The organism is Cyanobacteria bacterium QS_8_64_29, assembly GCA_003022125.1.
In the GTDB taxonomy this organism is placed as follows: domain Bacteria; phylum Cyanobacteriota; class Cyanobacteriia; order Cyanobacteriales; family Rubidibacteraceae; genus QS-8-64-29.
The window spans coordinates 1-12,258 of record PXQH01000013.1 but is presented as its reverse complement, the minus strand read 5'-3'; the positions used below and the strand labels follow the sequence as shown (position 1 = coordinate 12,258).

The following is a 12,258-nucleotide window of genomic DNA, read 5'->3' as shown; positions in this document are numbered from 1 at the left end:
CGCTTTAGCAAGCGTGCATCCGCTGCTCAAATTGGTATCAGCCCAGTGCCATAAACGGCATTTATGGCTGGCTTTTTTTAATCGTGGATGAATTTGGCTTAACAAACTGACATGATCGCCCCCTTGACTGCCTAGATTGGTTAATACCAAACGCGTTGCGCTTTCAGTGGGTGAGGGGACTAGCGCGCGGCGCCGTTCTGGCCGGTTGGGCGAAGCCGGGGGAAGATATGGTAGCCAAGGTCCTCAACCTAACCGAATTAGTGGCGCAAACGGAGCTCAACCAATTGCTATTGGCCCTGCCCAGCAGCCACCCCTACCGAGCGCTTTTTCGCTCGTCCCAGCCCCGCAGGCAGCTGATCGCGTTCGTTCTGGAGCGCATGCCCAATCGCTATACCTGCCTCTGGGAAAGCGAGCCCTCGCGCGCCGATCTCAAAGCGCTCGTTCCGCCCGAGCGGCGATCGCGGATCGTCAGCCTGCTCAAAACCGGGATGTCGCACGTTTACCACTGCCGCGATCGCAGAACCATTGCCCGTGGCGCCAACGCCAGGCGGTGGCTCCAAGAACCCTCGCATTGGTTCGGCTAGGGCACATTTGCAAAGTAGTTAGAGCAGCCTAAAGTTGGCTGCATGAGCGAATTGACTTATCCGATTGGAGCGGAACCGCTTACAATCACTGATACCAATTTGAGTAGCGGATGCACGCTTGCTAAAGCGCATTACTCCCATATTGAGGGAATTTCGGAGATCGCAATCTAGTGCATAAACTACGAGGATTGGTATGAGGCCTAGATGCCTACAGAACGACAGGCCCTGACAGCGACCGTCATCTGCCAAATGCTCTCGGACCTGCTGCAGCTCATTTATAGCAGTCGTAGACCATACGTGAACGTTAGTTGCCAGCGATACAAATCTACAAAAGTCCCTCGAAAAGGAAAATTTAGGCTTTTAAGTATGGGTGCACTCTCCGTTCACGAATCAGGTAGTTTTGCTATATCTGTTCCGGTATGATCGGGCTAGATGGGTGATTTTTATCATTGCAGGCGATACGGAAAGTATCGAGATTGTCATTGCCGAGGACGGGCGCTGGAGGTTCGAAGGTGGCTGACTTCAAATCGATGAACCGGCGCGAGCTCAAGCAATACATCCGGCAGCACCCGAGCGATGAAGCGGCGATCCAGGAACTGTTCGTCGAGCGGCAGAACCCGGACGCCAGCTGGTATCCATCGCCTTGCGACAGTCAGGAAGCTAAGGCTGAAACCGAGCGCGCGCTCCGACACAAAATCGCCGAGGCCCAAAACTAGTACTTAGGGTCCCACCGCCCCCCAGCACACAAGCAGCAGTGGCAAATGGCAGGATGGGCTCGGAAGCGAGCCGGCTGGGGTCCATGACCGCCGACGACAAAGCCACCGTCAAAGCGTACTTCAACACCACCGGCTTTGATCGGTGGCGCCGCATCTACGGCAACGAGCCCGTCAACCGCGTCCAGCGCGACATCCGCACCGGCCACCAACAAACCATCGACACGGTCCTGGACTGGCTCCACCAGGATGGCGATCTGGCCCAGCGCACCATCTGCGATGTGGGCTGCGGGGTAGGCAGCCTCAGCATTCCGCTCGCGCGGGCGGGAGCGAGGGTCTTTGCCAGCGACATTTCCGACAAAATGGTGGCCCAAGCCCAGCAGGAAGCCAACGCCGCGCTGGCCGATAGCAGCAACCTCACCTTGCGCGTTGCCGACCTCGAGGCCGTGCAGGGGCGCTACCACACGGTGGCCTGCCTGGACGTGCTGATCCACTACCCGCCCGCCAGCGCCGTGCAAATGGTGGCGCACCTCGCCAGCCTGAGCGACTCGCGCCTGATCCTGAGTTTTGCGCCCAAAACGCCGGCGCTCAGCCTGCTCAAAAAGATCGGCGAGTTTTTCCCTGGCCCCAGCAAAACCACCCGCGCCTACCAGCACCGCGAAGCCGACATTGTGGCGGCGCTGCGCGACAGCGGCTTTGCGGTGCGCCGGCAAGCCAAAACCAGCCAGCGCTTCTACTTCGCCCGCATCCTGGAAGCCGTTCGCGAAGGGAGCTAGGGCAGCCGCTTAAATCCCCAAGCGCTGGTAGATCGCCTCCAGGTGCTTGAGGTGCTGCTGCGGGTCAAAGCAGGCCTCGATTTCCTCCGCGCTCAGCTGGCTGGTAATGCGCTCGTCGCGCCCGATCGCCGCGCGAAAGTCCCCCTGCGGATGGTTCCAGGCCTGATGGGCGCACGCCTGCACGGCGTCGTAGGCCGCCTCGCGCGACATCCCTTTCTCCACGAGCTTGAGCAGCACCTGCTGGCTGAAAATGGCGCCGCCGTAGGCATTGAGGTTGCGCTGCATGTTCTGCGGATAAACCAGCAGCCCCTTCACCAGCTCGGCCATCTCGTTGAGCATAAAGTGCAGGTAGATGCAGCTCTCGGGCAGCGCGATGCGCTCCACCGAGCTGTGGGAGATATCGCGCTCGTGCCATAGGGGGACGTTCTCCAGCGCGGCCGTGGCGTGACCGCGCAGCACCCGAGCCAGGCCGGTCAGGCGCTCCGAGCGGATGGGGTTGCGCTTGTGGGGCATGGCTGAGGAGCCCTTTTGCCCGGTGGCAAAGAACTCCTCCACCTCCAGCACGTCCGTGCGCTGCAGGTTGCGGATCTCGACGGCGAATCGCTCGATGCTGGCCCCCAGCAGGGCCAGCGCTTCCACAAAGGCCGCGTGGCGATCGCGCGAGACCACCTGCGTTGAGGCCACATCCGGGGTAAGGTTGAGCTGCTGGCAGGCGCGGGCCTCAACTTGCGGATCGAGGTGGGCGTAGGTCCCCACGGCTCCCGAGATCTTGCCCACCGCAATCTCGGGGCGCAAGCGCACCAGCCGATCGCGGTGGCGGCAGACCTCGGCCAGCCACCCCGCCAGCTTGAACCCGAAGGTAATGGGCTCGGCGTGGATGCCGTGCGAGCGCCCCACCATGACCGTATAGCGGTGCTGCTGGGCCTTGTAGCGAATGGCTTGGGCCAGGGCCTCCACTTGCTCCAGCAGGCGCTCCAGGCTCGCGCTCAGCTGCAGGGCCAGGCCCGTATCCAGCACGTCCGAGCTGGTCAGCCCCAGGTGGATGTAGCGGCTGGCATCGCCCACATGCTCGCCCACGTTGGTCAAAAAGGCGATGACATCGTGGCGGACCTCGCCCTCAATCTCGGCGATCCGCGCCGGATCGAAGTCGGCGCGGGCCTCGATGGTCTCGGCGGCCTCGGCCGGGATGTAGCCCAGCTCAGCCTGGGCCCGACAGACCGCCAGCTCCACCTGCAACCAGGTCTGGAACTTGTAGCGCTCGCTCCAGAGCTGGCCCATCTCGGGCAGCGTATAGCGCTCGATCAACCGCTTCCCGGCCAGAATGCGACCGTGCCATTCTACCGCTTCGGGGCCGGGCGACACCCGGCCCCGAAAGCCGCTGTTGGGTGGTTAGAGTCCCCGTTAGGCAACGGCTGCTTCTTGCAGCAGTGTCTGGGCCTCGCGCTCGTCCAGGCGCGGCCCCAAGCTAGTGACCAGGCGCGCGGCAGCTCGGGTGGCAAAGCGCCCCGCGTCGGCATGGCTCATGCCGTGGGTGATGCCGTACAGAAAGGCCCCGGCAAACATGTCGCCGGCGCCTACCGTATCGATGGCATCCACCTTGACCGAATCCACCGCCGTCGCGGTCTGGCCGTCGTAAACGATCACGCCCTTGGCGCCGCGGGTGATGGCAAAGCTGCTCGCCAGCTGCTTGAAGTGGGCCACGGCCTCATCAATGTCATCGGTCTCGGCCATCTGCAGCGCTTCGTCCTCGTTGGCAAAGATCAGCTCGATCCCCGATCCGATCAGATCCAAAAAGGCCTGCTTGCAGAATTTGACCATGTTGAGATCCGAGAGCGACACGGCCACTTTGCTGCCGGCCTCGCGGGCGATGTCACGCGCTTTGATGGCGGCCTGCTTGCCTTTTTCGTCGCCGAACAAATAGCCCTCAATGTAGAGGTATTCGGCGTTGGTGATCGCCTCGGGCACCAGCTCCCGCTCCGAGAACTCGGTGGTGATGCCCAAGTAAGTGTTCATGGTGCGATCGGCATCGGGGGTGACCAGCACCAGGCACTTGCCCGTCTCCCCCGGCTCGGGGTCGTGGTGCTGCAAGTTGGTATCGATGCCGCGGCGCACCAGGTCCTGATAGTAGGCCTGGCCGGTTTCGTCGTTGGCCACCTTGCAGGAGTAAAAGCACTTGCCGCCGAACTGGGCGATCGCGGTGACCGTATTGGCGGCCGAGCCGCCGCAGCTTTGCTTGCAGGGCCGATCCCGCAGCCGCTCCAGGATGGCGTTCTGGTGCTCCTGCTCGATCAGGGTCATCACGCCCTTATCGATCCCCAGCTCCTGCAGGGTCTCGGGCAGTACTTCAAATTCGATATCGGTCAGGGCGTTGCCCAGACCGCAGACGTTATATGTTTTAGTCATTCAACTATCCTCGCACTGCATCGCGGGCTTTTCCCACCAAAGACCGCAATCTTACCACGCGCCCGCCGGGGGCTAGAGCTGGGTGGCCTCGCTGAGGGTATCGCCGCCCTCGCTGGCATCGGCCTCAGCCTCGGCAGCCGTGGCGGCCGCGCGGCTGGCAGCCACCACGGTCACCACCGGGCTCTCGGGGTCATCGGCGGGCACCACACCCTCGGGCAGGATCAAATCGCCGATGGTGTAGCTATCGCCAGTCTCCATGCCCGAGACATCGATCTCGACCGATTCGGGGATCTGGCTGGCGGCGCAGCGCACCGGAATCTCGTCCAGGATGTCTTCTAGGATGCCGTTCTGCTGCTTGACCCCGATGGGCTCGCCGTGAATGTGCAGCGGCACCGAGACCTCGACCTCCTCTTGAGCGGCGACGGCAAAAAAGCTCAGGTGGTAGAGGTGGGGCTTCCAGGGATGGGTTTGCACGTCCCGGATGAGCGCCTGCCCTTGCCACGACGCGTGGGGAATTTTGACGTTGACGAGCGTGTTGTTGACCGAGGCATGCTTGAGCAGGCGCTCGGCCTCTTTGGACACAACCGCCACCGAGACGGACTCTGTGCCGTTGTGGCCGTAGAGAGCGGCCGGAATCAGGCCCTGGCGGCGCATGGCTTTGGGCTTGACGCCCTGGGGGCGTTGCTGGCACTCGATTGTGACTGGCATAAGTTCGCGCGTCGTTGCACCAATTCCAAAGCGGCGCGCACCCGCTCGGCTTGGGATGCCGCCAAGCTTAACTAGGCTAACATGGGGCCTCAGCTGGCAGCCGTTGCCGAGGGGGCCACGGGGGCGCCGTTCTCGTCCAAAAGCGCCCGCTTGGGCCCGTGAATGGGATCCTCGACAATGATGGTGCGATCGCGGCTGGCCCCCAGCGAGACGATGGCGATGGGCACCTCCACCAGTTCGGCCAGCAGCTTGAGATAATCCAGGGCCTGCTTGGGCAACTCGGCCAGCGAGCGGCAGCGCGCCGTCGACTGGCGCCAGCCCGGCACGGTTTTGTAAATGGGGCGGCAGCGGGCGAACTCGCGCGAGCTGGTTGGGAACTCGCGGCGCCGCTCGCCATCGAGCTCGTAGGCCACGCAGACTTTAATCTCGCTCAGCTCATCCAGCACATCCAGTTTGGTGATGGCCAGGCAGTCCATGCCATTGATGCGCACCGCATAGCGGCCGATGACCGCATCGAACCAACCGCAGCGGCGGCGCCGGCCCGTGGTGGTGCCGAACTCGGCCCCGCGATCGCCCAGGGCTTGCCCCAAATCGCCGTTGAGCTCGGTGGGGAAGGGGCCCTCGCCCACGCGCGTGGTGTAGGCCTTGGCCACGCCGATGACGCGATCAATGGTGGTGGGGCCAATGCCAGCCCCCACGCAGGCCCCGCCGGCCACCGGATTCGAGGAGGTGACGTAGGGATAGGTGCCGTGGTCGAGATCCAGCAGCGTCCCCTGCGCCCCCTCAAACAGCAGGTTGCGCCGCTGCTTGATGCCCTGGTGGATGGTGAGCGAGCTATCCACCACATGCGGGCGCAGCCGCTCGGCGTAGCCCAGGTACTCTTCAATAATGGGCTCGGGATCCAGCGGCTCCAGGTCGTAGAGCTTCTCCAGGATGGCGTTTTTGTAGGCAATGGTCCAGCGCAGCTGCTCGCGCAGCCCCGCCGGATCCATCAAGTCGATGACGCGGATGCCGGTGCGCTCGGATTTGTCCGCGTAGGTGGGCCCGATACCGCGGCCCGTGGTGCCGATCTTGCGCTCGCCGCGGCGCTGCTCCGAAGCCCGATCGAGCAGGCGGTGGTAGGGCATGGTGACGTGGGCCGTCTGCGAGACCAACAGCCGCTCGGTCCCGATGCCCAGCGCCTCGAGCCGATCCAGCTCCTCGATCAGCACCTGGGGATCGATGACGGCCCCCGAGCCGATCACGCATTCGGTATCGGGGTAGAGGATGCCCGAGGGGATTAGGTGCAGCTTGAACGACTCGCCGCGCACGACCACGGTATGCCCGGCATTAACCCCCCCTTGGTAGCGCACGACCGTATCGGCCGAGCGGCTGAGCAGGTCGGTGATCTTGCCTTTTCCTTCATCGCCCCACTGGGCGCCAATGACAACGACGTTAGCCAAGGGTTGGGGGAAACGCTACAGTTTTTACAAATGCCAATTATTCGCCAGGGCGGCAATCGGTGTCAACCGAGCCGGGCTCGCCGCTTGGGGCAAGCGCAATCGCAGGAGGGAGAGCCGTGGCCTTACACGCCGAGCTGCATCGCCATTTGGGCGGCGCCATCGTCCCGCGGGTGCTGTGGCGGTACTTGCAGCGTCACTGCCCGGACCTAGCCGAGCGGTTTCCAGACTACAAGGCCTTCGAGCGCTTTTACACCCGACCGCGGCAAACGCTTAACGAATATTTAGAGCTGCACCGCCTGGTCGAGCGCGTGCAAACCCGCCAGGCCCTGCCCTACTTTATCTACCGCCTGCTGCGCGGGGCCTACATCTTTGAGAACCTGGCCTATCTGGAGCTGCGCTACACCCCCTACCTGCGCACCCCCGAGACCTGCCCCCAAAGCGAGCGCATCGATTGCATGGGCGAGATCGTGGAGGTGGTAGGCGAGGCCAGCCAGTGCCCGGACTACCCGGTCGTGACCCGCCAGATCCTCTGCCTGCACGCCCAGCTGCCCTACGCCGTCAACAAAGCCATCGTGGATCTGGCCGCCGCCAACCGCGATCGCGTCTGCGGCATCGATTTGGCCGGCAGCGACGACCGCTACGCCGAGCGCGAGGACGAGTTCATTGCCCTCTATCGCTACGCCCGCTCGCTGGGGCTGCCCACCACCGGCCACGCCTTTGAGACCGAGCGCGGCTGCTACCCGCAGCTGCTGCCCTATCTGGATCGCATCGGCCACGGCATCCAGATCCCGCGCCACTACCCCGAGCTGTTGCCCGAGCTCGCCCGGCGCGGCCAGTGCCTGGAGGTCTGCCCCACCACCTACCTGCAAAGCGGCACGCTCGCCGATCACCAGCAGCTGCAGCCCGTGTTCGATCGCTGCTTTGACGCTGGGGTCGATATCGCCATCTGTACCGACAACGCCGGGCTCCACGACGTCCGCCTGCCGTTCGAGTACGAGAACCTGCTCACCCAGGACGTCATCGACTTCCACCAGCTCCAGGCCTGCCAGCAAGCCGCCTTCCGGCACGCCTTTGCCTGGCCCTACGCCCAGAACCCGGCCAGCGCCCTGGCGCAGGTGCTCTCCGGTTCCCACTCGCAACCCCCGGTTGCCGCCGGTTCCTAGCGCCCCCCTGATCGCCGCGCCCCCCTGGTCTGCTACAAACGGGCTCGGACGAGCGCAGCGGAGGTGGCATGCAAGCGCTCGATTGGGCCGTCATTGCCCTCTACCTGGTAGCGGCGCTGGGCGTGGGGCTGTATTTGGCCCGGCGCGGTGCCCGGAGTCTGGTGGAGTTTTTCGTCTCGGGGCGATCGCTGCCCTGGTGGCTGGCCGGAACCAGCATGGCCGCCACCACCTTCTCGGTGGATACGCCGCTCTACATTGCTGGGGTGGTGGGGACGCGCGGCATCGCCGGCAACTGGGAGTGGTGGAGCTTTGGCATCGCGCACCTGATCTTGGTCTATGCCTTTGCCCGCCTGTGGCGCCGCTCGGCCGTGGTTACCGACCCCGAGCTCACCGAGATCCGCTACAGCGGCCGTAGCGCCCAAATCCTGCGCGCCACGAAGGCGTTTTTGTTTGCCGTGCCCATCAACTGCATCGGCATTGGCTACGTCATGCTGGCCATGGTCAAAGTGGTGGGGGCGCTGGAGCTCTGGCAGAGCTTAGGGTTCGAGCCCGGCGAGAGCACCAAGCTCTGGAGCGTGGTGGGCGTGACGGCCTTTGTACTGCTCTACGCCAGCTTGGCGGGACTCTGGGGCGTGGTGGCCGCCGACTTTTTCCAGTTCTTTCTGGCGCTGTTTGGAGCGATCACCGTCGCCGTTGCCGCCGTCCGGCAGGTGGGCGGCATCCGCGAGCTGGTCCCGGCCGCCCAGCAGGCCACTGAGCACGATGTCCTGAGCCTGCTGCCGCTGCAGTGGGGCCAGGGCTTGCTCGAGCTGCAGTGGAACGATGCCGCTGGCATCTCGCTGAGCACCTTCGGCGCCTATGTGTTCGTGCAGTGGTGGGCGTTTCGCCGCAGCGATGGCGGCGGGGTCTTCGTCCAGCGCCTGGCCGCCTCCCGCGATGAAGCCGCTGCCGAGCGAGCGGCTTGGTTTTTCAACCTGCTGCACTACGTCATCCGCACCTGGCCCTGGGTGCTGGTGGCGCTGGCGGCCGTGGTGCTCTACCCGGATCTGGAAGACCCGGAGCTGGGCTATCCCAAGCTCATGCTGGATTTCCTGCCACCGGGGCTGCTGGGGTTGGTGGTGGCCTCGCTGGTGGCGGCCTTTATGAGCACGGTCTCGACCTCGATTAACTGGGGCGCTTCCTACCTAACCAACGACCTCTACTGGCGCTTTCTGGACCCGCAAGCGCCGCAGGCCCGCTTGATCTTAGTGGGGCGCTTGGCCTCGGTGCTGATTGCGGTTTTGGGCGCGCTGGCGGCCTTTTGGGCCGAGAACGTGGCCACCATCTTCCGGCTGGCGATCGCGCTGGGGACCGGCGCCGGCCTGGTGCTGATCCTGCGCTGGTTCTGGTGGCGCATTAATGCCGCCGCCGAGCTGGCCGCCCTGGTGGGCAGCTTTGCCGTGGGGGCCATCGTCCGGGTGCTGGCGCGCCAGGATCCCCAGACCGTCTCGCCCTGGGCCGCTCCAACGGTGGAGGTCCTGCAAGATTTTGGCATCCAGTTAATTGTTATCTCGGCGCTCACCGCCGCAATCTGGATCCCGGCCATGCTGCTGACTGCGCCCGAATCGGCGGCCACCCTGGATGCCTTTTATCAGCGCGTGCGCCCCAGCGGCTGGGGCTGGCGCTACCAGCGCGCGCGCACCGGCACCCCCCCTGGTCAGGACCTGGGGCGCGACGTCCGGCGCGTGCTGGCGGCCACCCTGCTGCTGTTCGGTACGATGCTGGCAGTGGGTGGCTTTTTGCTGCTGCAGTCGCTGAGCGGTTGGATCTGGTTGGTGGTTGCGGTTGCAGGCGGCGTCTGGCTGCGCCAGCTCAACAAGCCGCGCATCCCGCCCATGCCGCGCCCGGGCCTCGACGATCGCGACTGGGATGAGTGATGGCTGAACTGCTGCTGGGGGTAGCGATCGCGGCGGGAATTGCGCTGCTATTTTGGCGGCGCTCCAGCGCTGGGGTCCGCCGCGGGCGCGTTGCGCCGCGCAAGCTGCAGCAGGAGCTCATCCGGCAGCTCTCGGGCGATCGCCAGGCAGCCGAGCGCCTGGTGGAGCGCGAGAAGCGCCTCAACCCCGGCCACCCCGAGTCCTGGTACTGGGAGAAAGCCCTCAACGACCTCAGGCGTGATCGCCGCTAGAGTAGGAAGCATGATGGCGTTTTTCCGCGCTTACATCGCGCCGCTGCTGGTTGTGGCCCTGTTTCTGCTGGCGCTAGCAGTGGTGAGCGCGCGCTTTTTCCTGCCGGACGACATGCTGGCACCGGCCCCGACCGAGGGGGCCGCCAATGCCGCCGCCGAGGCCCCAGCCGCCGGCGAGGGCCCATGAGCGCGCCGCAGGCGCCGCCGCTGGCCCCGGGGTGCCGCTGGCGGTGCGGGCGCAGCGCCGACCGCGGGGTGCTGCTGCGCTTTCTGCAGTGGGGCTACGCGGAGCTGTTCCCCGAGCAGCGCGATTTTGCCCACCTAGAGGCCACGGTCGCCCGCTACTGGGGCGGCCCGCTCTGGTGGGTTGAGGCCGCAGCCGAGGGGGCGCCCATCGCTTGCCTGTGGCTGGGCGATGCCATCGACCAGACCGGCGGCGAACGCTACACCCACATCTTTTTGCTCTACGTTTGCCCCGCTCACCGCCGGCGCGGGATCGGCTCGGCGCTGATGCAGCGCGCGCAAGCCCGCGCGGCCGCCCGCGGCGACCGCCAGCTCGGGCTGCAGGTCTTCCAGCGCGATCACGGCGCCCTGGCGTTCTACCGCTACTGGGGATTCCAGCCCCAGTCCCTGTTTGCGGTCAAACCGCTGGCCGGCGCTTGAGGGGCGCCGCCTGCCCCGGCCTGGCATTAGACTGAATGGGCACAGGGAGACGGCATCTCCCCGCACTGACCGAATCGCCAAGCCGCCATGTACGACGACGAGGAGTCCACGGCCCTCGATGCGGAGGCCGAACCGGAGAGCCCGCTGGATGAGCTCGAGTCGGTGGAGGCCGAGGGCGAGCGCTCCCCGCCGCTCGATGCCGACGCCATGCTGGCGCAGCTCACCGCCAGCGAGCCGCCCCAGCGGATGATAGCGGCCCGCGCCTTCTGCGAGCTGCAGGATGCGCGCGCAGTGCCCGATCTGGTCCGGTTGCTGGGCGATGTCTGCCCGCTGGTGCGCGTGAGCGCCGCCTACGCCTTGGGGCGCAACCCCAGCCCGGATGCAGTCGAGTCCCTGATCGCGCAGCTCGGGTGCGACTGGAGTGGCTACGTCCGCAAAGGCATTGTCTGGGCGCTGGGCAACTGCAGCGACCGCCGCTCGGTGGAGCCGCTCACCCACGCCCTCAAAACCGACATTTCCGCCGTACGCCTGTGGGCAGCCAGCTCGCTGGCGCAAATCGCGCGCTTGGGCTACGAAGCGATCGTGGCGGCCGTGCCGGCCCTGATTGAGGTCCTGCGCCAGGATGCCATGGCTGCGGTCCGCAGCAACTGTGCCTGGACCCTGGGGCAACTCTGCCGCGAGCTGCCGGCTAACGTTGTCTACTCCACCGCGGTTGACGCCCTGCTGGAGGCGCTGGTTGAGGACAGCGATGTGGGCGTGAGCGAGGATGCCAAAGCGGCGCTGCTGCGCTTGGGCGACCCGCGCGGCCTGCAAACCATTGAGGAGCTGGAGCAGGAAGGCTTGGCCTGATGGAGCCGGGGTTAATATTGAGGCGATCGCCCCGATAGCGCTCGGCCCCCATGAGCCTGTTCAACACCGATCGCGTGCTGGTGCCGGTGGATTTTTCCCAGGCCTCCTTTGAGGCGCAGGCCCAGACCCTGGCGTTTTTAGACAATCCCAGCAAGCTCCACGTCCTGCACGTCCTGCCGCGCCTGAGCCCGGTGGAACCAGGGCGCATGTGGAACACCATTGACGATCGCAACCGCAAGACCCACGTCCAGCAGGCCTTCCGGCAGCGCTTCCCCGAGCCCGAGTACGAGCGGGTCAACTTTGAGGTGGCCATTGGCGAGCCCAGCACGGCCATTCTGGATTACGCCAAAGCCCAAAGCATCGATTTGATCGTCATCCCCTCGCGCGGCCAGCGCGGCATCGGCCGCTTTTTGCTGGGCTCGGTAGCCGAGCGCGTCATTCGCTACGCTAAGTGCCCGGTGCTGGTCCTGCGCCGCTAGCTAACGGCCAGCGAGTGGCGATCGCGGTTTCTTGAGTGTCACCCTATTGGGGGACTCGCAAGGCGGGGTGGACAGCTCACCAAAGCAGCGTTTCAACTAGGAGAAGGCTCCATCCTTTATATAGCAATCACAACTTATACCAATTCTCGTGGCTTGTGCACTAGATTCTGATCTCCAAAATTCCCTCAATATGGGGATTATGTTCTTTGGAAAGCGTGCATCCGCTGCTCAAATTGGTATTACACGTGAACGAACCCGTACTGGCGTAGCATCGAAAATTTAAAGATGTCATGCTCGATAAGTAGCCGGAA

At 64.8% G+C, this 12,258-nt stretch carries 13 protein-coding genes; 9 read left to right on the top strand and 4 right to left on the bottom strand.

The genetic code is table 11. The features are described 5' to 3' along the window. The first annotated feature begins 227 nt into the window (after nt 1–227). The 3 genes from BRC58_02975 (at nt 228) to BRC58_02965 (ending at nt 2,073) form a co-directional block, all read left to right on the top strand. Nucleotides 228–584, top strand: a complete 357-nt coding sequence (locus tag BRC58_02975; protein PSP18705.1) for a hypothetical protein — start codon at nt 228–230, stop codon at nt 582–584. 530 nt (nt 585–1,114) lie between these two features. Further along, nucleotides 1,115–1,300 (top strand): hypothetical protein, encoded by a 186-nt coding sequence (locus BRC58_02970; protein ID PSP18704.1) that lies wholly within the window; start codon nt 1,115–1,117, stop codon nt 1,298–1,300. Nucleotides 1,301–1,383: 83 nt separating this feature from the next. After that, on the top strand, nt 1,384–2,073 hold the full coding sequence (locus tag BRC58_02965; GenBank protein PSP18703.1) for a magnesium protoporphyrin IX methyltransferase: 690 nt from the start codon (nt 1,384–1,386) through the stop codon (nt 2,071–2,073). A 9-nt stretch (nt 2,074–2,082) separates the two neighbouring features. On the opposite strand, the gene BRC58_02960 is transcribed toward BRC58_02965, so the two are convergent. The 4 genes from BRC58_02960 to BRC58_02945 all read right to left on the bottom strand — a co-directional run bounded on the left by BRC58_02960 (nt 2,083) and on the right by BRC58_02945 (nt 6,626). Continuing rightward, on the bottom strand, nt 2,083–3,378 hold the full coding sequence (locus BRC58_02960) for an adenylosuccinate lyase (GenBank protein PSP18702.1): 1,296 nt from the start codon (nt 3,376–3,378) through the stop codon (nt 2,083–2,085). Nucleotides 3,379–3,474: 96 nt separating this feature from the next. Further along, nucleotides 3,475–4,476, bottom strand: a complete 1,002-nt coding sequence (locus BRC58_02955; protein ID PSP18701.1) for an adenosine kinase — start codon at nt 4,474–4,476, stop codon at nt 3,475–3,477. A 72-nt stretch (nt 4,477–4,548) separates the two neighbouring features. Then, complete coding sequence (locus tag BRC58_02950; GenBank protein PSP18700.1) at nt 4,549–5,184, bottom strand: 50S ribosomal protein L25; 636 nt, start codon at nt 5,182–5,184, stop codon at nt 4,549–4,551. A gap of 89 nt (nt 5,185–5,273) precedes the next feature. Continuing rightward, entirely contained in the window at nt 5,274–6,626 is a 1,353-nt protein-coding gene (locus tag BRC58_02945; protein ID PSP18699.1) for an adenylosuccinate synthase, read from the bottom strand. Nucleotides 6,627–6,742: 116 nt separating this feature from the next. On the opposite strand from BRC58_02945, the gene BRC58_02940 reads away from it, so the two are divergent. The 6 genes from BRC58_02940 to BRC58_02915 all read left to right on the top strand — a co-directional run bounded on the left by BRC58_02940 (nt 6,743) and on the right by BRC58_02915 (nt 11,947). Further along, entirely contained in the window at nt 6,743–7,789 is a 1,047-nt protein-coding gene (locus BRC58_02940) for an adenosine deaminase (protein PSP18698.1), read from the top strand. Nucleotides 7,790–7,857: 68 nt separating this feature from the next. Further along, nucleotides 7,858–9,705, top strand: coding sequence for a sodium:proline symporter (locus BRC58_02935; GenBank protein ID PSP18697.1), 1,848 nt, complete (start codon nt 7,858–7,860; stop codon nt 9,703–9,705). Then, nucleotides 9,705–9,956 carry a hypothetical protein gene (locus BRC58_02930; GenBank protein PSP18696.1) on the top strand — a complete coding sequence of 84 codons (252 nt, stop codon included), beginning with the start codon at nt 9,705–9,707 and terminating at the stop codon, nt 9,954–9,956. Before BRC58_02935 ends, BRC58_02930 begins: the two co-directional genes overlap by 1 nt. A 183-nt stretch (nt 9,957–10,139) precedes the next feature. Beyond that, on the top strand, nt 10,140–10,619 hold the full coding sequence (locus BRC58_02925) for a GNAT family N-acetyltransferase (GenBank protein ID PSP18695.1): 480 nt from the start codon (nt 10,140–10,142) through the stop codon (nt 10,617–10,619). 87 nt (nt 10,620–10,706) lie between these two features. Further along, nucleotides 10,707–11,468, top strand: coding sequence for a hypothetical protein (locus BRC58_02920; GenBank protein PSP18694.1), 762 nt, complete (start codon nt 10,707–10,709; stop codon nt 11,466–11,468). A 50-nt stretch (nt 11,469–11,518) separates the two neighbouring features. Continuing rightward, a complete protein-coding gene (locus BRC58_02915; protein ID PSP18693.1) occupies nt 11,519–11,947 on the top strand; it encodes a universal stress protein in 429 nt (142 codons plus the stop codon). Nucleotides 11,948–12,258: the final 311 nt, after the last annotated feature.

Excerpts from the sequence above, each read along its gene's own strand:
- BRC58_02950 (PSP18700.1), bottom strand. The coding sequence starts at position 5,184 with ATGCCAGTCACAATCGAGTGCCAGCAACGCCCCCAGGGCGTCAAGCCC.
- BRC58_02965 (PSP18703.1), top strand. The coding sequence starts at position 1,384 with ATGACCGCCGACGACAAAGCCACCGTCAAAGCGTACTTCAACACCACC.
- BRC58_02920 (PSP18694.1), top strand. The coding sequence starts at position 10,707 with ATGTACGACGACGAGGAGTCCACGGCCCTCGATGCGGAGGCCGAACCG.
- BRC58_02975 (PSP18705.1), top strand. The coding sequence starts at position 228 with ATGGTAGCCAAGGTCCTCAACCTAACCGAATTAGTGGCGCAAACGGAG.
- BRC58_02935 (PSP18697.1), top strand. The coding sequence starts at position 7,858 with ATGCAAGCGCTCGATTGGGCCGTCATTGCCCTCTACCTGGTAGCGGCG.
- BRC58_02970 (PSP18704.1), top strand. The coding sequence starts at position 1,115 with ATGAACCGGCGCGAGCTCAAGCAATACATCCGGCAGCACCCGAGCGAT.
- BRC58_02915 (PSP18693.1), top strand. The coding sequence starts at position 11,519 with ATGAGCCTGTTCAACACCGATCGCGTGCTGGTGCCGGTGGATTTTTCC.
- BRC58_02930 (PSP18696.1), top strand. The coding sequence starts at position 9,705 with ATGGCTGAACTGCTGCTGGGGGTAGCGATCGCGGCGGGAATTGCGCTG.
- BRC58_02925 (PSP18695.1), top strand. The coding sequence starts at position 10,140 with ATGAGCGCGCCGCAGGCGCCGCCGCTGGCCCCGGGGTGCCGCTGGCGG.
- BRC58_02955 (PSP18701.1), bottom strand. The coding sequence starts at position 4,476 with ATGACTAAAACATATAACGTCTGCGGTCTGGGCAACGCCCTGACCGAT.